Here is a 24,667-nt window from a genome sequence, read left to right as displayed (position 1 = left end):
GAGGGGCCCGGTGCTGCTCAGCCCTGCAGCTCGGACTGCGGGGTGATGGCGAAGCGGTACTCGTCGCCCGAGCCGTCGGACTCGTTCTCCGGGATGCGCTCGACGTCGAGGACCTTGTCGTCGAGGGCGGACGCGGCCATCGGCTCGAGGAAGATGACGGCGCCGCCGCCCTCGAGCACGGTGTCGTCCGCCGCCGGGTTCGGCGCGACGGAGAGCTCCAGGCCCTCCTCCGCCATGTTCGGCGTGGCGGCGATCCGCAGACCGGACCCCTCGGGCATCTCGTTGGTCTCGAGGATGTTGGAGATCGCCTCGGCCGCCGTCTCCGTCAGTGCCAGCATGCCCCGTTACCATACGGATCACGGAAAAATCACGCACGTCATCGCGCGCGCCATCACACGGGTTGGTCCACCGGCCCGGCGCCTGGTCACGGAGGAGAGCGGCCATGGCACTCCCGGTCCCCGAATCGGCCGCCGGGACGCGGGAGGACATCCTCCGAACGCTCGTCGAGCATCCCGAGGGCCTCTCGGACCGTGAGCTCGCCGAGGCGCTCACCGGGCTCCACCCCGGCATCGACTACAAGGCCGTCAACCACCAGTGCCGCAAGCTGGTCACCGCGGGCGCGGTGGAGCGGGTGGGCACGAAGCCGGTCCGGACGCGGCTGGTCCCCGGGTTCGTCCCCGACGACGGGTCCGACGACGGTCCCGACGCGTCCCCGCCACCCGACCGGCCCATCGAGGAGCCGGGGCCGGCGACCGATGCGCCTGATGTGTCCCCCGCGCCGACGATCTCCGGTCTGCCGCCCGTGCAAGCCGCCGTGCTCGCCGCCCTCGTCGACGCGCCCGCGGGGCTGACCGACAACGAGATCGCCGCCGTCCTCGCGCCCGCCCACCCGGACGTCGACCCCAAGGCGTTCAACTACCAGTGCCGCAAGCTGGTGAAGGCCGGCCTCGTGGAGCGCTCCGCCCGCTCGAAGGACGCGCCGATCCGCACCCGCATCACCGAGGCGGGTCGCGAGGAGGCGACACGCCCGGCCCCGGAGCTGCCCGGCTCCCCGCAGCTGCCCGAGGCCACGGAGCGCCCCACGCTCACGGTGTCGCCCGAGCCCACGAGGCCCGCGGCACCGCGCACCGACCCCACCGTGTTCACCGCGGACACCCGGGACGAGGTCGAGGACGAGGAGCCGCCGTCGCGCCGCCCGCGTTCCCGGCCCAAGGCGCCGAGCGACGACCTCGCCCGGCGACGCCGCTCCGAGCGCGCGGGCGACGACCCGGACGAGACGCCGCTGCGGTTCCTGCCCGTCTCGCCGTCGGCCTCGGTCGTGCTGCGCGAGCGGCTCGCGCAGCGCGCCGCGCTGCGGGCGGTGCCGACGCGGCCCCCCGAGGTCGTGATCCCGCAGCGCGACGTGCTGCAGGGCTGGTCGCGGACGCAGAACGTGGCGGCCGCAGTGGCCACCTGGCTGACCCGCCGCGGCGGCACCGTGCGCCGCGCGACCGAGCAGGGCCCGGCGCTGGACCTGGTGGCCGCCCTGGACGGCGAGGACGTCCACGTGGAGGTCACCGGCTGGCCGCCGGACGGCGCCCGCACCCACCCGAGCACGCTCGCCGCGGACTGGTTCCGCGCCGCGGGTGCGGCCGCCGTCCAGCGTCGCCGGGCGCACCCGCGCAGCCGCGTGGTCATCGCGCTGCCCGACACCCGGCGCTACCGCAGCCTCGCCGCGGACGCGGCGACGACGTTGTCGCAGGCCCGCGCGGAGGTCTGGTTCGTCGACGCCGCCGGCCAGGTCCAGCTCAGCTGAGCGGGTTGCCCGCGCGCGGCCCCGGGTAGCTCCAGCGGACCACCACGCGAAGGAGTGCCCGTATGTCCGCGGACATCACCGAGATGATCCTCGACGACCACGACTGGTTCCGTCGGCAGTTCCTGCTCCTCGCCGGGCTGCGGGACCACCCCGAGCAGCAGGACGAGGCCGCGAAGGTCTGGGACGAGCTCGCCCGCCACCTCGAGGTGCACGCCTCGGCGGAGGAGGAGCACTTCTACCCGTCGATGGCCCGCCGCGCCGACGACGAGGAGGCCTCGGCGACCGAGGACGCGGTCGGCGACCACGACGACATCCGGGCCGCCGCGCGCAAGTCCTTCGACGAGAAGTCGGGCAGCGAGGCCTGGTGGGCCGCGATCGACGAGTGCGACAAGGCCAACAACCACCACATGTCCGAGGAGGAGAGCGACGACCTGGCCCCGTTCCGCCGGGTCACCACGCTCGCCTTCCGCCAGGAGCTGGGCGCCAAGTTCGAGCAGTTCAAGTCCGAGCACGCCCACGCCAAGGGCCTCGACTTCGCGGACAAGGACCCCGACGCCTACGTCGAGTCGGTCACGACCACCAGCTGACGGCTCCCGCGCCCAGCCCGCCGAACGCGGCGCTGATCTCGCCGGGCCCGAGCACCAGGATCCCCACCGCCGCAAGCACGGCGACGACGAGCAGGACCACGAGGACCGGGACCGCGGCGCGCGGCGGCCCGGCCGATCCCGCCGGCTCCGGCAGGGGCTGCGGCGCGGTGTCCGGGCCCCGGCCGCTCCGGACGACGGGTCCGGTGCCCGGGGTGGACGTGGCCGGCGTCGGGACGGCGTCGGGCTCCGGACGGCGCAGCGGACCGGAGCTCCCGGGCGGCGCGTCGGAGGTGGGCCGCGCCTCGTGCGGGCGGGCGGCGGCCAGCGGCGCGTGTCCGGCAACGCCGGTGCCGTTTCCCGACCGTCCGTGGTCGGTGACCCCGACGAGGGCGGGGGCGACGGTCGGCCCGCCGACACCCGTGCCGAACGCCTGCGGCCAGACCTGCGACTCCCGCTGGGCCTGGACCGGCGTGGACGGCAGCCGGGCGGCGGGGATCCCCGGGACCTGGTCGTCGGTCCCGTCCGCCACGGCCTGGTCGTGGACCACCGGAGCCGCGTCGACGGCGGTCGTCTCCTCCGGACCCTCCTGGTCGGCCACGTGGTCGCCCACGGCGGGCCGCGGCGTCCCGCGCGGCGGGGTCGGAGCCTCGCGGGGAACGGGCGGTTCGTCGAGGGCCGGACCGGCGGACGCTCCGACCGCCGCGCCGACCCCGACCGGCGCGGACGGGCTGCCGACGGTGCGCCGGGCCCGGATCGCCTGGGCCCCGGACGCGGCGCGCGTGGTGCGGGGGCGGGACGGCTGCAGCAGCGCAGCGAGACCGAGCACGCCGTCGGCCCCGGTGCGGGGCACCACGAGCGCGTCCTCGCCGCCGCCGACGAGCTCGGCGAGGCGACGGGTCAACGGGGTGGGGCGGTCACCGAGGACGACGACGGGGCCGTCGCCGGACGCGGCGCCGTCGGGCCCGGCCGAGCGGTCGATCTCCGTGACCGTCTCCTGCAGCGCGTGCGCCACGAGCTGGTCGAACACGCCACGGTCCACGGTCACGGTGTGCTCGCCCGCCGTCACGCGGGCCTCGACGGCGTCGGTCTCGGCGAGCCGGGTTCGGGCGCGCCGGACCTCGCGTCGCAGCCGCGCCGCCTCCCCGCGCGTGTCCCCGTCGCCGCGCGCGCCGGGACGGGGACCGCCACCGGCACCGGCACCGGCCGTCGGGTCGAGCGAGATCAGCTGCGCCCGGACCACCCCGAGCAGCAGCTGGTCGAGGCGGGTCCCGGTGGCGACGGGGCCGCGGGCGCCCACCTCGGCGCCGGTCGCGGTCCGCAGCACGGGCCACGCGGTGAGCGCGCCGTCCCGGGCGTCGAGGACGACCGCGCGGCCGCCGACGGCGATCTCGGCCGCGAGCCGGTCCCCGACCGCGGCGACCGGCCCCGGCAGCCAGGCCGGCGCCGGGAGCCCGACGAGCGCGGTGGCCTCGGCGATCTCCTCGAAACGGCGGCGCTCGGTGTCGGCCGGGGTCGCGACGACGAGCTGCGCCGGCCGGTCGGTCCCCTCGAGCAGCGCGGAGAACGCGTCGGCGAGGCGGTCCACGGCGTCGCCGCCGGCGTCGAGGGGCGCGGTCCGCGGTGTCGGGCCGTCGGCCGTGCCGGCCGCCCGGTCCACCTCGACCGCGACCAGCTCCGACGGCGTCACCTCGACCGCCATCACCCAGCTGCTCACCGCAGTCCTCCTCCTCGTTCGCCACGACGATCCGCGCATCGGGCCCCGACGCGCCGTGCCGGACCCGGGTCCCGCCGCGGTGCCCGTCCACGGTAATGGGGGGCCGGTCCGCCCCCCACCTCCGGTGACCGGGCCGTCACCGGGGAGGGACGAATCGGACGTCGGTCATGGTCGATGTCACACCCGTGCGGCATGCTGACGTCCCGGGCGCATGGAGCGCAGCGTCACCGCACCCGGAGGAGGGACGTGGCCGTCCCGGAGGGATGACGCCGCGTCGGGCACCGATCGACGCCGGGTCGACGGGAGGGGTCACGGTGGTGACGACGGGGGCGGTGCGGGTGCCGCGGCGGGGTGCGACCGTCGATGTGCACGCCACGCTGGCGCCGCTGTGGCGCGGCCTCGTGCTCTACCGGACGGTCGCGCTGGCCTACGCGGTCGCGAACGTCGTCCGGTTCGCCGAGCTGTACGCCCGGCCCGTCCTCGGGGTCGCGGTGGTGGTGTTCATGGCCGCGTGGACGCTCGTCACGTCGGTCGCCTACCTGCGCGGCTCGGCCCGGCTCGTCGTCGTCGACCTCGTGGTCACCGTGCTCACCACGATGACCACGGTGCTGGTGGACGACCCGGCGCGCATCGCGGCGGGCCAGCCGGTGATCACCACGGTGTGGTCGGCGGGGGCGGTGCTCGCCGTGGCGGTGGCGTACGGGGTGCGGCCGGCCGTCGGAGCGGTCGCCGTCTCGGTAGTGGCGCTGGCCCTCACCCGCCGCGCCCTCGACGCCGCCCTGCTCTCCGACGCCCAGTTGCTGCTGGTCGCGGGCGTCGCCGTCGGCTTCGCGTCGGTGGCCATGCGGCGGTCCGCGCAGCGGCTGCAGGAGGCGATCGCGACGGAGGCCGCGGCCGCGGAGCGCGACCGGCTGGCCCGCGACATCCACGACGGCGTCCTGCAGGTCCTGGCCCTGGTCCGCCGGCGGGGCCCGTCGTTGGGCGACCCGGAGCTGGTCCGCGAGGCCGCCGAGCAGGAGGTGTCGCTGCGGCGGCTGATCACCCGTGGGCCACCGGGGCTCGACGGTCCCGACGACGAGCCGGTGGACCTGGGGGCCGCGATCGGCTCCACCCTGCCCGTGCGGGCCGTGCTCGCGGTGCCGCCGGACCCGGTGACGGTGCCGGGTGGGCTGGCGCGCTCGGTGGTCGCGGTCGTCCGGGAGGCCGCGGCGAACGCGGACGCCCACGCCGGGCCGGGGACCGGACTGTGGGTGCTGGTGGAGGACGACGAGGAGGCGGTGACGGTGAGCGTCCGCGACGACGGCACCGGGATCGCGGCGGGCCGGTTGGACGCGGCCCGGGCGGAGGGCCACCTCGGCGTCGCCTCCTCCATCCGCGGACGCACCGAGGAGCTCGGCGGCTCGGCGACCCTGACGACGGGGCCCGGTCAGGGCACGGAGTGGGAGTTGGTGTTCCCCCGCCGGCCGGCGGAGGCGCCGCGGAACGGAGCTCGACCGTGACGGACCCGACGGCGACCCGCGTGATGGTGGTGGACGACCACCCGATGTGGCGGGAGGGCGTGGCGCGCGACCTCGCCGAGCGCGGCTTCGACGTCGTCGCGACGGCGGGCGACGGGGCCGCGGCCGTCCGGATCGCGCCGGCGGCGCGACCCGACGTCGTGGTGATGGACCTGCAGATGCCGCACCTGGACGGGGCCGGCGCCACCGCGGCGATCCTCGCGGCGCTGCCGGGAACGCGGATCCTCGTGCTCTCGGCGAGCGCCGAGCAGGGCGACGTGCTCGGCGCGGTGCGGGCGGGGGCGGCGGGCTACCTGCTGAAGTCGGCGCAGGCCACGGAGCTGGTCGACGCCGTGCGACGGACCGCCGACGGCCAGGCGGTCTTCGGCCCGGAGCTCGCGGGCCTCGTCCTGGGCGAGTTCCGGCGCCGCGCGAGCGACGCGCGCACGCGGCAGGCCGGCCGGGAGACGCAGCCCTCCGGCGAGCCGGTGCTGACCCCACGCGAGACCGAGGTGCTCCGCCTCGTCGCGAAGGGGCTCAGCGCCCGGCAGATCGGCGAGCGTCTGACGCTCTCCCACCGCACCGTCGAGAACCACGTGCAGAACGCGCTGCGCAAGCTGCAGCTGACCAACCGGGTGGAGCTGACCCGCTACGCCATCGAGCAGGGCCTCGACTCGTGACCCGTCGTCAGGAGCGGGCCTGCGCGCCTAGTTGAGGTGGGCCCGCCAGACGCGCGCCGCCCGCGCGAGTTCGGCGGCGTGGCGGGGCAGGCGCTCGCCCCAGGAGTCCAGCAGCCGGGCCGCGTCGAGGTACTCCCCCCGACGACCCATCGTCGCCGCGAGCTCGACGACCTCCTCCGCCGTCACGCCCGGCAGGTGCAGCCGCGCCTCGAGGACGCGGCGCAGCTCGGGGACCCGGCCGGCCGCGCGGTGCACGACCCGCAGGTTGGTCAGCATCCGTACGAGGATCGCCTCGGTGGTGACGGGGACGAGCAGGTCCGGGTGGAACGGCAGCGCCGGGTTCGCGCCGGTCGAGGCGACGAACAGCGCCCGGCAGTCGGCCTCGTCGAGCAGCGTCCCGGTGAAGGGGTCGATGTACCAGGCCGAGCCCGCCGGGTGCACGAGGAAGTGCCCGGGCATCCCGATCGGCTCGATCACCAGACCCGCGCGCCGCCCCACCTCGATCACGACGACGGCGAGCGTGATGGGGATGCCGAGGCGGCGCTCCAGCACGTCGACGAGCGAGGAGTTCCGCGGGTCGTAGTAGTTCTCGCGGTTGCCCGCGAAGCCCTCCTCGGTGAACAGCCGCAGGACCAGCCCGTCCACGCTGCCGACCCCCGACGCGAGCCGGTCCAGCTCCACGAGCGCGGCGCCGAGGTCGGCATCGGGCCGGGCGAGCCGGGCGATCTCGAGGGCGGCGCGGTCCAGCGGCGGGTCACCGGCCTCGACGAGCGCCGCGAACCGGGCCACCGCGTCGGCCGACCCCTCGGGGTCCGGCGGCGGCGTCCGCTCCTCGGGGTGGTCGGGCACGCGCGCATCCTCCCCCGCCGGAGCCCCGCGCGCTCAGGCGGGCGTGATCTCGGTCGCGCCGCTCGTCCGGTCCCACCGCAGGACACCGTGCTCGAAGGCCTGTGCCCGGCCCGCGGCGGTGGTGAACTCCTCGCCGGTCGGCAGGCCGAGCTCCGAGCGGTCCGCCCCGCGGGCCCGCCAGGCGTCGAGGATCGGACCGGTGAGTTCGTGGGCGCCGGTGTCGGGCGACCAGTACACCGACCCGTGGGCGAAGTCGGTGAACCGGCCGCGCCCGTCGGCGGTGGACTGCTCGACGCGGTCGGGGTCGCCGAGCTCGGGACGGTCGGCCCAGGCGGCCCGGACGTCGGTCCCGGCCGCGGCGACGAGCTTGTTGACCTCGGCGCGGATGCCGTCCATCGCGGCGTAGCCGGCGTTGCCCGGACAGACGGTGTTCCCGACGTCGCGGTGGGCGAAGACGGCGTCCACCGTCACCTGGGTCCCCTTGGCGTACTTCGAGGTGCCCCCGCCGGCGGAGGTCAGCGCGACCTTGGCGGAGACGTCGCGGTACATCCCGCCGAGCTTCCACGCCGCGAGCTTCTCCACCGAGGTGAGCTCGGCCGGCGTCGGCGCGACGTCGGAGAGGTTGCCCATCATCGCGATGCCGAACGTCTCGCGGTTGAACCCGCCCGCGTGCGCCGCGACGACCGGGCGGTCGAGCCCGCCGGCCCGGCCCTCGTAGATCGTGCCGTACTTGTCGACGAGGGCGTTGTAGCCGATGTCGCCCCAGCCGTTCTGCTTCGCGTGGTAGGCGTAGATGCCCCGCACGATGGCCGCCGACTGCTCCGGGCTGTAGTCGTTGGACTCGGCGGTGTGGTGGATCGTCACCGCCTTCGTGGTCGGCGTGTACTCCGGCGGCCACGTCATCATGCGCTCGTCCGCGCCCCACTGGGCCCGCGTGACGTAGGCCGGGGCGGCGGGGGCGCCGTCGCGGGCGGCGGTCTGCCGTTCCCGCGCGCGGGCCCCGATCGCGTCGTCGTTGGCCGACATCCCCGGGTCGATGCGCTGCACCGCGAGACCGTCGGTCACCGGCACGCCGTTCCGGGTCGCGCGCACCTCGACGGCCTTCCGGTCGCCCACCCACACCGGGTCGGTGCCGCCGGGGGCCGCGGTCGACGACCGCGACCCGCCCGGCGTCGTCGACGTCCGCTGCGCGTCCTGGGCGTCCCGCTCGTCGCTGTTCGCATCCAACGGCAGCCAGGCGCCCCACGCCCCGCTGTCGTCGGTGGACCGGAGCGAGATCGCGTCCGGGTCCGGTCCCCGCCAGGTGACGGCGACCAGCTGCAGTGGCGCCGCGGACCGCGCCACCTGGGCCCCGGTGCCGTCCCGGCCCTGCGGGGCGAGCGGCACCGGCGTGATCGACGGGTCCGTCGCGTCCGCCGGCGGCAACGTGGCCGCCGGCAGCGACGACACCGCCGTCGCCGTGACCGGCGCCTGCTCGGTCACCGCGACCGCCGCCGGCGCGGCCACCGCGAGGGCGGTGAACGCCCCGAGCCCGAGCAGGACCCGGCGCAGCCGACGACGCGGCGGCACCGACGGTGGCACCCGCCGTCGGGAACCCTGCGTTGCCGACCACCGCGACGTCATCCGTCGTCCTCCGCTCCACCGTCGATCCGCGCCGGAGCAGACTGTGTCACCCACATGCACCTCAGGAATGCGGCGACGCACCACCCGCGTGGGTGATCCTCAGGGCGTGCGGGTCCAGAAGGCGACGTCGGCGTAGGTGGCGACCGAGCGGGCGGTGATGGAGTCGGCGCCCGCGCCGATGGGCCCGGAGACGAGCGGGATCAGCTTGGTCAGGTTGAGCACGCCGCGCCGACCCGCACGGCTCGCGAGGCGGTAGCCGATCCGGCGGTCGAGCTGCTCGCGGACCTCGGGCGGGAGCCGGCGCAGGCCGGTGAGCAGCGAGACCTCCTGCAGGTCGATCCCGGTGTGCTCGGCGAGCTCCGACCCGTCCGGGCCGAGCACGCACAGCAGCACGGCGGTGCGGACGACGGGGTCGTCGAGGTCGTGCCCGCGGGCGCGGGCGATCGACGCCGCGAGGCGGGTGCACACGAGGTAGAGCCCCGTGGCCCCGGCCGGCGCGGTGAGCAGCATCGTGGCGGCGCCGCCGAGGCTGGTGAGCAGCCCGGAGCTCGCGGCCAGCCGGACGTGGACCGACGTCAGGCGCCGGACCGCGGTCTCGACGTCGCCGTCGGCCTCGGCGAGCTGGTCGTCGGCGACGCGGCGCGCGGGCGACCACGGGCCGGCCCCGCCGATGCCGCGCCGGAGCAACTCGCGGACGAGCGGGTCGCCGGTCCACGTCGCCGGGAGTGGGCTGTCGGGGTCCACCCGGCCAGCCTGTCACGGATCCCCGGCCCGGACGCACGACGGCCCGACCACCGCAGGGGGTGGTCGGGCCGTCGGGGGTGGTGCGGTACTACAGGACGTCCGCGGTGAGCCGGTTCTTGCTCAGGTTGTCGTTGAGGATGCGGTTGCAGAGCAGGTTGGCGGCGTTCGCGCCACCGACCGGGGCCTGCGCGACGGCACCCACGGCGCCCGTTGCGCTCCCGCGGTTGTCGGCCGTGGCGTTCCCGCCCTGAGCGGAGCAGGTCGAGCTCGGGGCCGAGGGGCGGGGGGTGTCGTGGTGGCTCGGGTTCGCGGACGCGAACGGCGCGACGGCGACGAGGCCGGCGGCGACCCCCAGGGTCAGCAGGGCGGGCGTGCGGTAGGTCATGTCATCTCCTCGTTCAGGGTGGTCGCGGGGGATCAGAGGCCGAGCATGCCGAGCACGCCGCCGAGGCCGCCGCCGAGGACGGACAGGTCGACCACGTTGTGGCTCAGGTTGTCGTTGAGGATGCGGTTGCAGACGATGTTGCCCGCGTTGAGCCCGCCGACCGGGGCCTGGACGACGGCCCCGACGAGGCCCGAGCCGCCGGCGCGGTTGGTGGCGGTGGCGTTCCCGCCCTGGACCGAGCAGGTCGACGAGCCGGCACCGCCGTGCGGGGCGCCGTGGGACGTGGTGGCGGACGCGAGGGGCGCGAGTGCGACGAGGCCGGCGGCGACGCCGACTCCTGCGATACCGATCTTGGCGATCATGGGGGAGGTCTCCTGAACGGTCGTGTCTGGGGAGCTGCACTGCCGCCTCGGGCGCTCGGGCGGCGTCGGGCAGTCAACGACCGTTGCCGGACACTCGTGACCGTCCGTCACCATAAGGCGCCAACAGTTCCCCGACCCGGGCCCGGACGGCCCCCGGCGGTCACGACGCGCGAGGGGACCGTCCGGTCACGACCACCGCTGTGAGGGGTGCTCCAGCCACTCGACCGGGCCTTCCGGGCACGGTTCGCAGTCACGACCCGTGAAGATCCGGTCGCTAGTTCGGGTTGCTCGCAAGGAGATCGAGCGCCGCCCCGAGATCGCCGGCCCACCGCTCGCCCCGGTCACGTCGCGCCGCCCGTTCGAGGCGCTCGCGCTGCGGGCGGGCGCGGCTCCACGCCACGACCGCCGGATCGACCCGGGCGCCGTAGTGCGCGTCGATGACGAGCTCGGCGAGGTGGTGGTCGGCGCTCGCGGTGTCCTTGTACTCCCAGATGCCGAGGAGGCGCGCCGGGCCGTCGCCGAGCCCCGAGGCGTCGTCGAGGAACGAGGTGGCCGTGGCGACGGGCAGCCCGGGGTGCGGTCCGGGGTGCCGGTCGAGCAGCACGACCCACAGGGTGTCGACGAAGTCGCGCACCGCGGTCCGCTCGGCGGTCGTCCAGTCGTCCCAGAACGCCGCGATGCGGGAGAGGACGGAGTGGAGATCCACCCGGTCGTCGGTGACGACCGCCCGCAGCAGCCACGGGGTGAGGGCCCGGACGTCGTCGGGGGCGCCGATGGTGGTGCCGAGGCCGAGCGCGAGGGACAGCGGGTCCGCGTCCGCGAGGACCACCGGGCCCTGCCGGGGCGTGCAGCTCTCCAGCACGTCGCGGGCGGGGTGCGCGACGAAGGCGGCCTCCACCTGCCACAGCGCCGCCGCGACATCCGCTTCCACATTCCGGATTCTGGGGGTTGACAAGCCAACACGCCCCACTGATCGGGCGCTTCCCACCTGATGGTGTCACTCTTCGTGATATCGCGTACGGCCGAGCGGGGAACACCGTCGGCGCCGGTCCACCAGTGGCAGAGTGGACCAGGTGGAACGCACGCGTACCGATGTCGAGGTGGTCACGACGACGGGTGCGCTGCGGGGCCTCGCCCGCGACGGGCTGGTCTCGTGGCGGGGGATCCCCTACGCGGCCCCGCCGGTCGGCCCCCGTCGGTGGCGTGCACCCGAGCCCGCCGCGCCCTGGGACGGGGTCCGCGACGCGACCACGTTCGGACCCGTCCCGCCGCAGGAGCGCACCGGGGAGTTCCTCGGCGCCGGGAAGCACACCCCGATGGACGAGGACTGCCTGACGCTCAACGTCGTCGCCCCCGCGACCCCGGCGGACTCCCCCCGCCCGGTGATGGTCTGGTTCTACGGCGGCGCCTTCGTCGTCGGCGCCGCGTCCGCGCCCACCTACCGGGGCTACGGGCTCGTGGCGAGCGGCGACGTCGTCTACGTCAGCGTGAACTACCGGCTCGGCGCGCTCGGGTACCTCGACTTCTCCTCGTTCGGCACGCCGCAGCGCCCGATCGAGTCCAACCTCGGCCTCCGCGACCAGATCGCCGCGCTCGAGTGGGTGCGCGACAACATCGCGGCCTTCGGCGGCGACCCCGACGACGTGACGATCTTCGGCGAGTCCGCCGGGGCGATCTCGGTGACGACCCTCATGTCGGTGCCGACCGCCCGCGGCCTCTTCCACCGGGCCATCGCGCAGAGCTCGGCGCCCGGCGTCGCCTACTCCCGCGACCGGGCCACCGGCTGGGGCGGGCGCTACCTCCGCGAGCTCGAGCACGTCCTCGGCCGCTCCGGCGACCCGGTCGAACTGCTCGACGCGGCCTCGACCGACCAGCTCCTGCACGCCGCTCGCCGTTTCCGGCACGTCGCCGACGACACCCCGGGCGTGCTCCTCACCGCGCCGACCGTCGACTGCGACCTGCTGCCCGAGGCCCCGCTCGACGTGTTCGCCGCCGGCCGCGCCCACCCGGTGCCGCTGATCATCGGGACCAACGACACCGAGGGCCGGCTCTTCGAGCTGCCCGGGCTCCGGCTCGACCTGCTCGTGTCCGACGAGCGCGCCGAGGCCGTGTTCGCCGCGACCCAGCCCGAGCTGCGTGACCAGGTCCTCGCCGCCTACCGCGGCACCCCGTACCGCAAGGACCTCGGCGGGGACTACCTCTTCTGGTACCCGTCCGTGCAGGTCATGGAGGGTCACAGCGCGGCCGGCCACCCCGTCTACGCCTACCGCTACGACCTCGCCCCGCGCCTGCTCCGGCTGCTCGGCCTGCGCGCGACGCACGGCATGGAGCTCTACGCCGTGTTCGGGCTCGCCCGCTCCCGCACCGGCCGGGTGCTGACGATGCTCGGCGGCCGCCGCGCGCTGCGCCTCGTCGCGCGGAGCCTGCAGCGCGACTGGACGACGTTCGCCCGCACCGGCGCTCCGGCGTCGCACTGGCCGCGGTACACCGCCGAGGACCGGCTCACGCGCATCATCGACGCCCACGACCGCATCGAGGCCGATCCCCGCCGGGGCCGCCGCCTCGCCTGGGCCGGCTACCGCGGCTACCGCTGACCCTTCCCGACGACGGGTCGGGTGCCGCGAGGTTCACACCACGCAGGTTCAGGGCCGCCGGAACCTGCCGCACGTCACCCTCGCGAGAGCACGGCGCGCACTCCGGACGGAACGCGGGGCGTGACGGGGAGGGCGGGGCCCCGGAGGACGATGGGCGCGTGGCGGAGATGACCGGTGCGGAGGTCCGTGCCCTGGTGGCCGAGGGCGGGACGCTGCGCGACCTCGTGGCGGACGAGCCCGACCTGCACGGACTCGACCTGTCGGGGATCACGCTGGAGAACTGTCGGTTGCCCGGCGCCGACCTGCGCGGGGCGACGCTGGACGACGTCGTCGTGCGCGGCGGGTCGCTGGCCGGGGCGATCTTCATCGACGCCGACCTCACCGACGCGACGTTCCAGGCCGTCGACCTCTCGCGGATCCGCCTGACCGGTGCCCTGCTCACGGAGACCCGCTTCACGGACTGCCGCATGATCGGCGCCGACCTGTCGGGGATCCGCGGCCTCGCGGCGTCCTACCGCCTCGACGGCTGCACCCTCGGGCTCGCCAACCTGCAGGACGTGGCGTGGCGGGGCGTGCACCTGCGCGGCGTGGACCTCTCCGAGGCCGACCTGCGCGGCGCCGACCTCCGGGACGCCGTGCTGACCGACTGCGTGCTGCGCGACGTGGACCTCGGCCACACCCGCCTGGTGGGCGCGGACCTGCGCGGCGCCGACCTCGGCGGGCTCGCCGACGACACCCCGCGCACCCTCCGCGGGGCGATCATCAGCGAGGCCCAGGCCGCGGCGGTGTGCCGCGCCCTCGGCCTCGTCGTCGCGTGACGCCCTAGTGGGACGACCCCGACGAGTTGGCCCGCGCCTTCTTCAGGCGCCCGTAGAAGCGGAAGGTCACGGCGGCCGCGACGATCGCCACGACGAGGAAGATGGCCGACAGGATCGGCTCGTCGACCGGCGTGAAGAAGATGACGGCACTGAACAGCGACAGGAACGTGCCGATGATGCCGATCCCGACGTTGAGCTTCAGCTCGCTCTGCTTCTCGGGGGACGAGTCGGGCGCAGCGGCAGGGTTGCGGGCCAGGGCGGGGTCCATGGCTGCTCTTATACCCGGCTCGTCCGCTGCGGTCACCGGTGACGTGCGAAGCCCGACGCCCGTGAGATCGGTCGCCCGACCGCAGCACGCACCGACTCCGCCGAACCGACCACCCGCACCCGGTCCCGCGCCCTCGTCACGGCGGTGTAGAGCAGCTCGCGCGTCAGCAGCGGCGACTCCGGGGGCGGCAGCAGCACCGTCACCTTCGTGTACTGGCTGCCCTGGGCCCGGTGCACGGTCATGGCGTTCACGGTCGTGACGTCGCCGAGCAGGGCGGGCGCCCGCTCCAGCGGCACGTCCCCGCGGCTGAACACCGCGACCGTACGGTCGCCCCGCGCCACGATCACCCCGGTGTCGCCGTTGTAGAGGCCCAGGTCGTAGTCGTTCTCGGTGACCAGCAGCGGCCGGCCAGGCCACCACACGGCCCCGGCCTCGCGGTCGGCGTCGACGCCACCGTCCTCGTCGAGCCACTGCTCGACCTGGGCGGCCCAGCGCGCGACGCCGTACGGCCCGCGACGGTGTGCGCACAGGAGCCGGTGCTCCTCCCCGGTGAAGAGGGCCTCCCGTGCGTCCCCGGCCCGGGCGGCGACCGCGACCTCGCGGGCCCCCCGCACGACCTCCTCGCGCAGCCCCGCCAGCCCGGCCGGCTCCCGGTCGGTGAGGTCGGCGGACTCCACGAACTCCAGCGACCCCGCCGTGCGCAGGCGCTCCAGGGCCGCGTCGGCGTCGCCCTGCCGGATCGCGAGCGCGAGCGCGGCGATGTCGGCGTTGTTGCGGTAGTTCCGATCGAGCCGCACGACCCCGTTCGCGGCGGGCCGCGCGGCGCACCCGACCGCCTCGAGCTCCGCCGCGGCCGGTCGGTGCTCACCGAGCTCGGGGGCCGAGACGAGGTCCCCGAGCACGGCGCCGGCCTCCACGGGCGCGAGCTGGTCGGGGTCGCCGACGAACACCACGCGGGCGTCGTCGCGCACCGCCTCGAGCAGCCGCGCCATGAGCGTCAGCGAGACCATCGAGGTCTCGTCGACGATCACCACGTCGTGCGGCAGGCGCCGGTGCCGGTCGTGACGGAACCGCGAGGACGTGTCGGGACGCGGCCCGAGCAGCCGGTGGATCGTCGAGGCCTCGACGTCGCCGACCCGCGCCCGGTCCTCCGCCGGGAGCGCCTCGGCCGCGACCGCCTCGCCGAGCCGGGCGGCCGCCTTCCCGGTGGGTGCGGCGAGGGCGATGCGGCAGGCCGGGTCCTGGTCGCGCAGCACCGCGAGCAGGCGCGACACGGTCGTCGTCTTGCCCGTGCCCGGTCCGCCGGCGATGACCGCGGTCCACCGCAGGGTCGCGACCGCGCAGGCGAGCCGCTGGTGGTCCTCGGGATCGTCACCGGGGAAGAGCCGGTCGAGCGCGGCGCGCAGCCGGCCCGGGTCGACGGCGGGCGGCGGCGCGGTGGCCCGGGCGGTGAGGCTCGCGTGGACCTCGTCCTCCTGCCGGCGGTACCGGTCGAGCCACAGCAGCCCGTCGTCGAGCCGCAACGGACCGCTCGTCCGCGTCAGGGGGCTGGCGGCGAGCCGGGCCGCCCACGCGAGCGGGTCGGCGGGCCAGGGCAGGTCGGAGGTGTCGTCGAGGGTGCCGTCGTCGGTGAGGACGACCCGGTCCACGTCGCCCAGGTCGAGGCACACCGACCCGCCGCGCAGCGCCCGGACGGTGAGGGCCGCGGCGAGCAGGACCTCCTCGTCGTCCTCCCGGCCCAGCCGGCCGAGCCGCCGCGCGACCGCGGCGTCGGCCGGGGCGAGCACGCCCCGCGCGGTGAAGGCCGCGAGCAGGCCGACGGCGCACACGGCGAACCGCACGCCCTCCTCGGCCGCCAGATCCACCGTCACGGCGCCGTCCTCCCCGCCGTCATGGTCGAGCTCCGCTGCGCTGCGTCTCCCGCCCCGATGGTCGAGCTCCGCTGCGCTGCGTCTCCCGCCCCGATGGTCGAGCTCCGCTGCGCTGCGTCTCCCGCCCCGATGGTCGAGCTCCGCTGCGCTGCGTCTCCCGCCCCGATGGTCGAGCTCCGCTGCGCTGCGTCTCCCGCCAGCAGCTCCGACACCGCGACCACCAGCGACGCGGGCGGCCACCACCGGAACACCCCGCTCGTGGTGCCGTCGACGACCGGGGTGTCCGGGCCGCACATGCCGCGCAGGAACAGGTACGCGACGCCGCCGAGGTGCCGCTCGGGGTCGTAGCCCCGCACCCGCCAGCGCAGGAAGCGGTGCAGTGCGACCCCGTAGAGCATCGCCTGCAGCGGGTAGTGGGCCCGGATCATCGCGCTGCGCATCTGCTCCGGGCCGTAGTGCGCGGTGGTCAACGGGTCCGGGACCCCCGTCGTCGCGATGGGGCCGAGCCAGTTCGTCTTGTGGTCGACGATGACGAAGCGTCCGTCGGGGTCGCGCAGGACCGCGTCGATGCTCCCGGTCAGGTAGCCCCGCAGGACCTGACCCGAGAGCCCCTCGAGCACGTCGGCGTAGTCGGCGAGCGGGTCGTCGGCGGGGAGGTGGGCGCGCAGCAGGGCGGCTGCGCCGCCGAGCGTCACCGTCGTCGCGGCCGGGTGGTCGCCGCCCGCCAGCGGTAGCTCGAAGTCGAGTTCGACGAGGCGGTCGGCCGGGACGACGTCGCCGTAGGTCCAGGGCCCCGACGACGAGGTCCCGACCGGGGTCCGGAGCACCGGCTCCAACGCCGCGGCGAGCTCGGCGGCCCCGACCCCGGCCACCGGTCGCCGCGCGAGGGCCTCGGCCGCCGCCTCGACCAGGGCCGGGCCGAACTCGCCGGAAGCGGTGTCCACGGTCTCCAGCACGGTGTGCACGAGGACGCCGAACGCCGGCCCGACCGGCAGGTCGGCCATCGGCGACGGCAGGCCCTCCTCCGCCGCGGCCGCCACCTCGAGGTCGCCCTCGTCGTCGAGCGACGACTCCTCCGGCTCGGACGTCGCCGTCTCCGCCGCGTGGGCGGCGTGGGCGTCGGCGGTCAGCGACGAGTACGACGACCGCCGCCAGGCGAGGTCGAGCTCCCGGTCGAAGCGGGCGACGGCGAGCGTGCCCCGCTCCTCGGCCCCCGGGACGTAGGGCACGGGCGGCCGCGACACGACCGGCTCGACGGCGAGGTCGGGGCCGGCGAGCGCCGTGAGCTCGTCGAGCACCGCGACGTCCTCGGCGAGGGTGACCATCGCGTCGGGCTCCCGGCCCGGGCCGCGACCGGGGCTGCGCAGCAGGCGGTTGAGCGCGGACGCCGCGGTGTGCACGGACGGGGCCCACCACGCGACCACCTGGCTGCGCGCCCGGGTCAGGGCGACGTAGAGCAGCCGCAGGTCCTCGCCGTCGTCCTCGTGGCGGTGCGCCCGGCAGTGCTCGTGCCAGGCGGCGCCCTCGGACGGCCCGCCGACGGCCCGCACCCGCCGTCCCGCGGCGTCGTGGTGCAGGACCTCCTCGGGGGTGTCCTTCACCCACCGGTCCCACCCGAACGGCACGTACACCACGGGGAACTCGAGGCCCTTGCACTTGTGCACGGTGAGGATCTGCACGGCGTCCGCGTCGGACTCCAGCCGCCGGGTCCGCTCCGGCCGGGCGTCGGCGCGCCGCCCCTCGGCCTCGACGATGCGCAGCCGCAGCCACTCGGTGATCGCCACGACCCCGAGCCGCCCGGCCGAGGCCTGGGCGTGCAGCACCTGCCCGACGTGCCGCACGTCGGTCAGCAGCCGCTCACCCCCGACGGTGCCCAGCACCCGCCGGGTGAGGTCGGTGGTGGTGGACACCGCCTCGAGCAGCGCCGCCACCCCGCGGTCGCGCAGCACGGCCGCCCACCGCCGCAGGTGCTCCCCGACCTCCGCGAGCAGGGCCGCGTTCGCGCCCGTCCAGCCGTCGGTGTCGAGGTCGGCGGCCCGGGTGCCGACGAAGCACGTCAGGGCGGCGGCCCGCACGCGCGTGGCCCGCCCGGGCTGCTCGAGGGCCTCCAGCAGCGCGAGCCACTCCCGCGCCGCCGCCGTCGAGAAGACGCTCGCCGCGCCCGCGAGCACCGCGGGCACACCGGCCTCGGCGAGCGCGTCGCGGACCTGGTCGGCCTGCACGTTGGTCCGCACGAGCACCGCGACGTCGCCGGGTCCGAGAGAGCGGCCGTCCCAGGTGGAGTCGGCGGCCAGGAGCGCCGTGAGGTCGGCCACGAGGTCCGCGACCACGGCCTCGCGCACCGGGCCGATCTCGGGCAGGCCGGTCCGCCAGTTGGCCCGCAGCCCGGCGCGCGGCAGCACCCGGAGCCGGAACGGTGTGTCGACCGGGGCGCCGGCGAGCCGAGGGTCGGGGTGGGCCGCGCCCACCGGGCGGACGACGATCCGGTCGTCGCCGAGTGCCGCGCCGCCGAAGACCCGGTCGAGCGCGGCGAGCAGGCCGGCGTCGCTGCGGTGGTTGACGGCGAGGGTGGCGCGCGAGTCCGCGGAGTCGGCGGCGGCGAGGTAGCTCACCACGTCGGCGCCGCGGAAGGCGTAGATGGCCTGCTTGGGGTCGCCGATCACGGTGAGCAGGCAGTGCCCGTGGAACGCGACCCGCAGGATGTCCCACTGCATCGGGTCGGTGTCCTGGAACTCGTCGACCAGGACGACGCGGTAGCGCTCGCGGAGGCGGGCCCGGGCCGCCTCGCCCAGCACCGGGTCGGTGAGCGCGGCGTGGAGGCGGGTCAGCATGTCGTCGAAGGTGAACAGGCGTCGGGTGCGCTTGCGGCGTTCGACCTCCGCCCGCACCGCGGCGGCGAAGCGGGCCCGGGCGTCGGCGGGACCGCTCGCCTCCCCCGGCGCGGGGGCCAGCACCGCCGTGGGGTCGCCGATGGCGGCGCGGCCCAGCACCAGCGCCGTGGCGTGGTCGAACGCCGGTGGTCCGGCGCCCTCGGGGGCATAGGCCCGGACGTAGAAGTCGTCGACCACCTCGGCGACGACGTCGTCGATCGACTCGACGAACACCGCGTCCGCATCGGTGTCCCCGGCGACCCCGAGGCCGGCCAGCATGTCCTGGCAGAACTGGTGCGTGGTGGCGATCGTCGCGGTGTCGAAGTGCGCCAGCGCATGGGCCAGCCGCCGACGCCGGCGCGCCCGTTCCGCGGGGTCGACCCCGACGATCAGGGCGGTCACCGGGTCGGCGGGGACGTCGTCGGACCGGAGGGCCCGCTCCACCGCGACGAACCGTTCACGGACCCGTTCGCGCAGCTCGCGGGTGGCCTCGCGGCCGAACGTGACGAGCATGAGCTGGTCGAGCTCCGCGCGGCCCTCCGCGACGTAGCGGGCCGCCAGCGCCGCGATCGTGTACGTCTTGCCGGTCCCGGCGCTCGCCTCGAGCACCGTGGTGCCCGCGGGCAGCTCCCCGAGCACGTCGAAGGCACGAGCAGGGGCGGTCAGCGCGGTCATCGGTAGTGCTCCTCCTGCCCGCGCTCGGCCTCGCGCAGCGGCCGCCAGAACCGCACGGCGAGCTCCCCGAACCGGGTCGACTCGACCGCCCCGGCCGGGCCGGCCACGTCGTCGAGCGCCCGGTCGCGGCCCCACACCATGACGTGGGCCGGGTCGTTCGCCTCGCCCCACTTCGACGACCACTCGCGCCGGGCCGTGTCGAACGCCTGCTTCGTCGTCCGCCGGGGACGGTCGGCGACATAGCGTTCGGAGACCTTCGCGAACAGCGGCAGCGGCTCCCGCAGCCCCGCGGCCCGCAGCGCCACCAGGTCGGCGAGCACGGCCCGGGCGTGCTCCGCGGTGATGCCGGTGACGTCGGCCCGGGCGGTCGGCTCGTCCCGGCCGCCCTTGCCGATGGTGACCGCCGACCACCGCCCCGTGGGGTACGCGGCGGCGAGGGCGAGGAGCTGCACCCAGGTGACGGCCCGGTGCTTCGGGGCGAGCCGGGAGAAGCTCACCGCGGCGAGTGTGGTGCCCCGGACCCCGGGGACGGTGCCGACCACGGTGGCGTCGTCGAGCGGCACCGTGACGGTGAGGTCGCGCGCCGGTTCGGCCCACACCGGGTCGGCGACGACCTTGATGGCCTCGGCCTGCTTCCCGACCCGCCGGAGCAGGGCCACCCCCAGCGCCCCCGGCGGCAGGGTGCCGCGACGGCGCTCGGCCTCCATGCAGGCGGTGACGTCGTGCCCCGCCAACCGGTCGGCGAGCAGCCGCTCCCCGATGGCCCACGTCGCGAGGGAGTCCGGCGCGACGGGCAGCGCCTCGTCGGGCTCCTCCTCCTCGCCCCGGGCGATCAGCGAGAGCCGTTGGCGCAGGAACGCCCGGACCGGGTGCTCCACGAACTTGACGAGGTCGGCGAGGTCGACCTCCGGCCCCGCGCGGGCGGGCAACGGACCCTCCAGGAACACCGGCCGGATCCGCCGTCCGGACACCAGCGACCGGGCACCGTCGAGCGCGCCCGCGTCGAAGCTGAAGGGACGCGCCCCCGCCGTCCGGAAGTTCCCCGGGGCGAAGGGCTGCAGCGGGTGGCGGCGCACGACGTGCTCGCGGGCCGGGCGGCCGCCGATCCTGGCGGTGGCGTCGAGGGTGTCGAGCAGCTCGCCGACGGGCACGGCGGGCGGCCGGGACGCCCCGGTGCGCTCGTCGGCGCCGGAGTGCACGACGACCAGCCGTTCGGTGGCCGCCATGACGGCGTCGAGGAACAGCTGCCGGTCCTCCGCGGCGGCGTCCCGCTCGCCGACGTGCGGGTCGCGCGCGAGCACGTCGTCGCCGTCGGTGGCGCGCTCGCGGGGGAACACCTGGTCGTCGAGGCCGAGCAGGCACACGACCCGGTGCGGGACGCCCCGCATCGGCAGCAGGGTGGCGACCGTGAGCGTCCCGGTGCGGAAGTTCGCGCGGGTCGGGCGGCCGGCGAGGTGGTCGGACAGCACGGCGCGGACGTCGTGCAGCGTCAGTACCGGCGGCGCCGCGGCCGAGGCCGTGTCGCGGACGTCGGCGAGGACCGCCCGGGCCTGGGTGAGCTGCCAGACGTCGGCCGGCACCGTGGCCGTGAGGGCGTCGAGCGCCCACGTCAGTGCGTCGAGCCACGCTCCCAGCGGCTGCCCGCCGTCGGCCGCGGGACCGCGCATCCGGCCGAGCACCTCGGCCACCCGGTCGACCAGCTCGGCGAGGCGCCCGACGAGGTCGGCGTCGCGGGAGTCGACCTCGTCGAGGGGCAGCGCGGAGTCGAGCCACACCTGCTCGTCGCCGGACATGGCGACGCCGACGAGCAGCCGGTCCAGCCCGGCCTCCCAGGTGTTCTCGCCGATGCGGCCGAGCTTGTAGTCGGCGCGGTGGGCCCGGTCGAGGCCCCAGCGGACACCGGCGCGGGCGACGAGGACCCGCAGCCGTTCGAGGTCGTCGGCGTCGAAGCGGAACCGGCGCCGGACGGGCTCGCTCTCCGCGAGGTCGAGCAGCTCGCTCGCGGTGAGGCGGGCGTCCGCCAGGTCGAGCACCGTGCCGAGGACGCCGAGCACGGGGTTGACCTGGGTGAGCGCGCGGTCGGCCACGCGGACCTGCAGCCGGTGGCCGGGGTGCGCGCGGGCCGTGTCCTCGCCGCCGAACGCGGCCGTGATCAGCGGCGCGAACGTCTCGACGTCGGGACACATGACGACGATGTCCCGCGGCTCGAGGGTCGGGTCGTCGACGAGCAGCCCGAGGACCGCCTCCCGCAGCACCTCGACCTGCCGGTCGGGGCCGTGGCAGGAGTGGACCACCACGCTCTCGTCGGGCGGCAGGTCGACCGCGGCGGGCGCGCGGTCGTGCCGGAGGTCGTCCTGCAGCTGCTCGAGCAGCGTCGCCGGCGTCCTTCCCGACGCCGGGTGGTGCACCTCGTGCACGTCGGCCGGCAGCCGGAGCTGCAGCTCACGGGCGTCACGCGCGAGGGAGCGCAGCAGCGGGTGGGCGGCCACGTCCGCCGTCGGGTCCTCCCGGCGCCGCGCCACCGGGCCGGCGCCACGGACCGCCTCCCAGAGCGCGGGCGAGGGGTGGGGCAGCCACAGGTGGACCTCGCGGTCCGCTCCCAGCGCGTCGAGGACCGCGAGCTCGGTGGTGGTCAGCCGGGTGGGCCCGAACACCGAGAGCCGCGCGGGCAGGTCGCCGCCCACCGCACCGCCGCCCGCGGCACCGCCGCCCACCGCGGCGCCGGGCAGCGTCTCCGCCGGGTGCGGCTCGCCCAGGCGGTCGCGGAGCCGGCGGAACAGCTCGGGCTGCCAGCGCAGGTCGGCCGGGACGTCCGCGGCGTCACCGTCGTCCTTCTCCGCCCACGCCCGCACCATGGCCGGCCGGTCCTCGGCGTAGGTGTCGAACAGGCGCGCGAGGTGGCGCGCCGCGGCGAAGCGCCGGCCCGCGCGGGTGCCCGTCGCGTCGCCCACCACGCCGAGATAGGTGTCCAGCGGCGCCAGCCAGGTCTCGCCCGCACAGGCGTCGATCGTCTCCAGCAGCGGCCAGACGAGCCGCTCGGGCCGCCACGACCCGTCGTCGGGAAGGCCCCGCGCGCGACGCACCAGCTCGCGCGGCGGGGGAAAGCGCACGTTGGCGCAGACCCCGTCGTCCCCCGCGGCGGCCCCGAGGTGGTGGGAGAGGCGCTGCGCGAGCCACCGCTCGACGCCGCGCGTGGGCACGGCCACGACGTCCGGCGCGAACGGGTCCTCCGGCGGCGCGGCCAGGACGGCCGCCAGCGCCTCCGCGAGGGTGTCCGCCCGCTCGGCGCGGTGGACGTGGAGCGCCATGCCCCGGCACGCTAGCCGCGCCCCCCGACAGCCTCGGAGGTGGCTGCGCCTCGTGAGCACTTTCCGTGGCAGCAGCCACGGAAAGTGCTCACGGCGCGAAGCGTCAAGGGCAGCCGGAAGACACCTTCACGCGCCACCAGCCGGCGAGCCGCCCTACCACGCCGAGCACCGGCGAGACCTGCCAGCGGCAGCACCCGGGCAGCCCGAGGTCGTCGGTGGTGAGCCGGACGCCGCGGTGGGCGTCGGGGTCCTCGAACATCCGCTCGAGCAGCGCCCGGTTCGCGGCGTGGCGCTCGCGGCGGACGAGCACGGCCTCGCGGACCGCGTCGAGGGAGGCCACGAGGTCGTCGCGGACCCGCTCCAGCTCGCCCAGGTCGAGCAGCCGCGGGCGTTCGGCGACCGGCACGACGGCGGCCGCGGCGAGCACCTCCGGCGCCCAGTCCGCCTCGAGGGCGAGCCGCAGCCGCTCCTGCAGCGCCGCGACCTGGTCGCGCAGCCCGCGCCGCGAGGCGACGGTCTCCGGCGCGTCGAGGATCGCGAGCGCGAGATCCGGGCGCGGTTCGGTCGATGTCACCGGCGCTCCCCTCCCACGACGAGCCACTACGAGAACCCCGGAGAGTGTGCTCGCCGGACCGCCCGGACGCCAGATCAGGTCTCGGCCCGGATGGTCGAGCTCCGCTGCGCTACGTCTCCGGCCCGACGGTCGAGCTCCGCTGCGCTACGTCTCCGGCCCGACGGTCGAGCTCCGCTGCGCTACGTCTCCGCCAGGTAGTTCGCCGCCCGCCAGACCGCCTCGCTGACCTCCCAGCTCGCCATCCCGGGCACGCGGACGGCGTAGAGGACCACCGCCCGGCTGCGCGGGCCCGCCGCGAGGCGTCCGGGCGGGTCCCCCATCACGGGCGCGACGGGGCCGTGGGCGTCCATGACGACGAGATCGCCCGGCGTGGTCGGGGTCCCGTCGCGGTAGGGCTCACCGTGGGTCGTGGTGAGGCGCCAGGGCCCGCTCGTCGCCGCCGCGTCGAGGGCGGTCAGCGGCACCCCGACCTCGGCGAGCACCGCCAGCCGGACGTCGTCGACCGGGTGGGTGGACATCAGCGCGCCGGTCACCACCACCTCGCGCGCGTCGCGCTCGAGCGCGGTCGGCGGCACGGTCGGGTCGAGCCCGGTCTGGCGCTCGAAGGTCGGGTAGGCGACGTCGAGCAGCCTCCCGCCCCGTTCCCGGATGCGCTCGGCCGCCCGGAAGGACCCGGAGAGCCGGCCCAGTCGCTCCCGACCCGCGCGGCGGGCGCCGCGGACCGGGGTCACGGTGGCCGTCCAGAGCTCCAGCGGTCCGAACTCCTCGATCAGCACGGGGTCGACCGACCCTGCCGCGACGTCAGGCACGGCGGGACACTGGGCCCATGAGCGACTGGAACCAGCAGGTCATCGAGGAGTTCCGTTCCCACGGCGGACGGGTCGGTGGGCAGTTCGAGGGCGCCCCGCTGCTCCTGCTCCACCACGTCGGACGCCGCAGCGGGGCGGACCGACTGAGCCCGATGATGTACCAGCAGGTGGGCGACGGGTACGCCGTGTTCGCCTCCAAGGCCGGGGCCCCGGACAACCCGGACTGGTACCACAACCTGCTCGCCCACCCCGACGTCTCGATCGAGGTGGGGGACGGCGAGACGATCGACACCGTGCCGGTGCGCGCCCGCGATCTGCCCGCCGACGAGCGCGAGCCGGTGTGGGAGACGCAGAAGCAGCGCTACCCCGGATTCGCCGACTACGAGGCCAAGACCAGCCGGACGATCCCGGTCGTGCTGCTCGAACGTCGCTGATCGTCCCGGGCTGGGGTTTTCGTCCCCCCGATCGAGGGGCAGCCCTCCTACCCGAGCCGTGGGGCGCCGTGGGGCGTGGCTACCGTGGGCCCGCCCGGTCGTCGTGGAGGAAGGAGTCGCACCATCGCCTCCCGCCACTCCGCCCGGAGCACCCGCGAACGCACCCTGCGCTCCCCGGCGCGGCCGCTCGCGGTCGAGCCCCGGCCCGCCG

The 24,667-nt window shown here is 76.2% G+C and carries 21 protein-coding genes; 7 read left to right on the top strand and 14 right to left on the bottom strand.

Features of this window, described 5'->3' with window-relative positions; genetic code table 11:
- Positions 1–17: 17 nt before the first annotated feature.
- The gene (locus A3CO_RS0101660) at positions 18–338 is read right to left on the bottom strand and encodes a hypothetical protein (protein WP_018330495.1); all 321 of its coding nucleotides are present in this window, start codon (positions 336–338) and stop codon (positions 18–20) included.
- 104 nt (positions 339–442) lie between these two features.
- Here A3CO_RS0101660 and A3CO_RS35190 point away from each other — a divergent pair, with 104 nt between their 5' ends.
- Entirely contained in the window at positions 443–1,795 is a 1,353-nt protein-coding gene (locus tag A3CO_RS35190; protein ID WP_020508836.1) for a winged helix-turn-helix domain-containing protein, read from the top strand.
- A 62-nt stretch (positions 1,796–1,857) separates the two neighbouring features.
- Positions 1,858–2,382, top strand: coding sequence for a hemerythrin domain-containing protein (locus A3CO_RS29545; RefSeq protein ID WP_018330494.1), 525 nt, complete (start codon positions 1,858–1,860; stop codon positions 2,380–2,382).
- On the opposite strand, the gene A3CO_RS0101645 is transcribed toward A3CO_RS29545, so the two are convergent.
- The gene (locus tag A3CO_RS0101645; protein ID WP_157646923.1) at positions 2,366–4,096 is read right to left on the bottom strand and encodes a hypothetical protein; all 1,731 of its coding nucleotides are present in this window, start codon (positions 4,094–4,096) and stop codon (positions 2,366–2,368) included. The genes A3CO_RS29545 and A3CO_RS0101645 overlap by 17 nt on opposite strands.
- A gap of 314 nt (positions 4,097–4,410) precedes the next feature.
- Between A3CO_RS0101645 and macS the strand changes: the two genes are divergently transcribed.
- Both macS and A3CO_RS0101635 read left to right on the top strand, forming a co-directional pair.
- Positions 4,411–5,595 (top strand): MacS family sensor histidine kinase, encoded by a 1,185-nt coding sequence (macS, locus tag A3CO_RS0101640; protein ID WP_169510909.1) that lies wholly within the window; start codon positions 4,411–4,413, stop codon positions 5,593–5,595.
- Positions 5,592–6,272 (top strand): response regulator, encoded by a 681-nt coding sequence (locus A3CO_RS0101635; protein WP_018330492.1) that lies wholly within the window; start codon positions 5,592–5,594, stop codon positions 6,270–6,272. The genes macS and A3CO_RS0101635 overlap by 4 nt, the downstream gene beginning before the upstream one ends.
- A gap of 27 nt (positions 6,273–6,299) precedes the next feature.
- On the opposite strand, the gene A3CO_RS29540 is transcribed toward A3CO_RS0101635, so the two are convergent.
- The 6 genes from A3CO_RS29540 to A3CO_RS0101605 form a co-directional block, all read right to left on the bottom strand.
- Positions 6,300–7,121, bottom strand: coding sequence for a SirB1 family protein (locus tag A3CO_RS29540; RefSeq protein ID WP_018330491.1), 822 nt, complete (start codon positions 7,119–7,121; stop codon positions 6,300–6,302).
- A gap of 33 nt (positions 7,122–7,154) precedes the next feature.
- A complete protein-coding gene (locus A3CO_RS29535) occupies positions 7,155–8,744 on the bottom strand; it encodes an N-acetylmuramoyl-L-alanine amidase (RefSeq protein WP_157646921.1) in 1,590 nt (529 codons plus the stop codon).
- 99 nt (positions 8,745–8,843) lie between these two features.
- Positions 8,844–9,488: a hypothetical protein gene (locus A3CO_RS29530; RefSeq protein WP_018330489.1), complete on the bottom strand. Its 645-nt coding sequence runs from the start codon at positions 9,486–9,488 to the stop codon at positions 8,844–8,846.
- 88 nt (positions 9,489–9,576) lie between these two features.
- The gene (locus A3CO_RS0101615) at positions 9,577–9,873 is read right to left on the bottom strand and encodes a hypothetical protein (RefSeq protein WP_018330488.1); all 297 of its coding nucleotides are present in this window, start codon (positions 9,871–9,873) and stop codon (positions 9,577–9,579) included.
- Between the two features lie 32 nt (positions 9,874–9,905).
- Positions 9,906–10,235, bottom strand: coding sequence for a hypothetical protein (locus tag A3CO_RS0101610; protein ID WP_018330487.1), 330 nt, complete (start codon positions 10,233–10,235; stop codon positions 9,906–9,908).
- Between the two features lie 274 nt (positions 10,236–10,509).
- Positions 10,510–11,166: a hypothetical protein gene (locus tag A3CO_RS0101605; RefSeq protein ID WP_157646920.1), complete on the bottom strand. Its 657-nt coding sequence runs from the start codon at positions 11,164–11,166 to the stop codon at positions 10,510–10,512.
- A gap of 142 nt (positions 11,167–11,308) precedes the next feature.
- Between A3CO_RS0101605 and A3CO_RS0101600 the strand changes: the two genes are divergently transcribed.
- Positions 11,309–12,829, top strand: a complete 1,521-nt coding sequence (locus A3CO_RS0101600) for a carboxylesterase/lipase family protein (RefSeq protein WP_157646919.1) — start codon at positions 11,309–11,311, stop codon at positions 12,827–12,829.
- Positions 12,830–12,996: 167 nt separating this feature from the next.
- Positions 12,997–13,647 (top strand): pentapeptide repeat-containing protein, encoded by a 651-nt coding sequence (locus A3CO_RS0101595; RefSeq protein ID WP_245561423.1) that lies wholly within the window; start codon positions 12,997–12,999, stop codon positions 13,645–13,647.
- A 4-nt stretch (positions 13,648–13,651) separates the two neighbouring features.
- Here the strand turns inward: A3CO_RS0101595 and A3CO_RS0101590 are convergent, their stop codons facing one another.
- From A3CO_RS0101590 to A3CO_RS0101565, 6 genes are all read right to left on the bottom strand, one after another.
- On the bottom strand, positions 13,652–13,915 hold the full coding sequence (locus tag A3CO_RS0101590; protein ID WP_018330483.1) for a hypothetical protein: 264 nt from the start codon (positions 13,913–13,915) through the stop codon (positions 13,652–13,654).
- A 32-nt stretch (positions 13,916–13,947) separates the two neighbouring features.
- Complete coding sequence (recD, locus tag A3CO_RS0101585) at positions 13,948–15,786, bottom strand: exodeoxyribonuclease V subunit alpha (protein WP_018330482.1); 1,839 nt, start codon at positions 15,784–15,786, stop codon at positions 13,948–13,950.
- Positions 15,783–19,331, bottom strand: coding sequence for a UvrD-helicase domain-containing protein (locus A3CO_RS29525; protein WP_018330481.1), 3,549 nt, complete (start codon positions 19,329–19,331; stop codon positions 15,783–15,785). Before A3CO_RS29525 ends, recD begins: the two co-directional genes overlap by 4 nt.
- Entirely contained in the window at positions 19,328–22,639 is a 3,312-nt protein-coding gene (gene recC / locus A3CO_RS0101575; protein ID WP_018330480.1) for an exodeoxyribonuclease V subunit gamma, read from the bottom strand. Before recC ends, A3CO_RS29525 begins: the two co-directional genes overlap by 4 nt.
- A gap of 103 nt (positions 22,640–22,742) precedes the next feature.
- Complete coding sequence (locus A3CO_RS0101570; RefSeq protein WP_018330479.1) at positions 22,743–23,213, bottom strand: hypothetical protein; 471 nt, start codon at positions 23,211–23,213, stop codon at positions 22,743–22,745.
- Positions 23,214–23,392: 179 nt separating this feature from the next.
- The gene (locus tag A3CO_RS0101565; protein WP_157646918.1) at positions 23,393–24,022 is read right to left on the bottom strand and encodes a hypothetical protein; all 630 of its coding nucleotides are present in this window, start codon (positions 24,020–24,022) and stop codon (positions 23,393–23,395) included.
- Positions 24,023–24,039: 17 nt separating this feature from the next.
- Here A3CO_RS0101565 and A3CO_RS0101560 point away from each other — a divergent pair, with 17 nt between their 5' ends.
- On the top strand, positions 24,040–24,456 hold the full coding sequence (locus tag A3CO_RS0101560) for a nitroreductase family deazaflavin-dependent oxidoreductase (protein ID WP_018330477.1): 417 nt from the start codon (positions 24,040–24,042) through the stop codon (positions 24,454–24,456).
- Positions 24,457–24,667 lie beyond the last annotated feature (211 nt).

This window comes from Actinomycetospora chiangmaiensis DSM 45062 (assembly GCF_000379625.1).
Lineage (GTDB): Bacteria > Actinomycetota > Actinomycetes > Mycobacteriales > Pseudonocardiaceae > Actinomycetospora > Actinomycetospora chiangmaiensis.
The sequence above is the reverse complement of the archived record's forward strand: the minus strand, read 5'-3'. Positions and strand labels throughout refer to the sequence as shown.

Coding starts and splice junctions, on each gene's coding strand:
- A3CO_RS0101660 (WP_018330495.1), bottom strand. CDS start 338: ATGCTGGCACTGACGGAGACGGCGGCCGAGGCGATCTCCAACATCCTC.
- A3CO_RS35190 (WP_020508836.1), top strand. CDS start 443: ATGGCACTCCCGGTCCCCGAATCGGCCGCCGGGACGCGGGAGGACATC.
- A3CO_RS29545 (WP_018330494.1), top strand. CDS start 1,858: ATGTCCGCGGACATCACCGAGATGATCCTCGACGACCACGACTGGTTC.
- A3CO_RS29535 (WP_157646921.1), bottom strand. CDS start 8,744: ATGACGTCGCGGTGGTCGGCAACGCAGGGTTCCCGACGGCGGGTGCCA.
- A3CO_RS0101615 (WP_018330488.1), bottom strand. CDS start 9,873: ATGACCTACCGCACGCCCGCCCTGCTGACCCTGGGGGTCGCCGCCGGC.
- A3CO_RS0101610 (WP_018330487.1), bottom strand. CDS start 10,235: ATGATCGCCAAGATCGGTATCGCAGGAGTCGGCGTCGCCGCCGGCCTC.
- A3CO_RS0101595 (WP_245561423.1), top strand. CDS start 12,997: ATGACCGGTGCGGAGGTCCGTGCCCTGGTGGCCGAGGGCGGGACGCTG.
- A3CO_RS0101590 (WP_018330483.1), bottom strand. CDS start 13,915: ATGGACCCCGCCCTGGCCCGCAACCCTGCCGCTGCGCCCGACTCGTCC.
- A3CO_RS29525 (WP_018330481.1), bottom strand. CDS start 19,331: ATGACCGCGCTGACCGCCCCTGCTCGTGCCTTCGACGTGCTCGGGGAG.
- recC (WP_018330480.1), bottom strand. CDS start 22,639: ATGGCGCTCCACGTCCACCGCGCCGAGCGGGCGGACACCCTCGCGGAG.
- A3CO_RS0101560 (WP_018330477.1), top strand. CDS start 24,040: ATGAGCGACTGGAACCAGCAGGTCATCGAGGAGTTCCGTTCCCACGGC.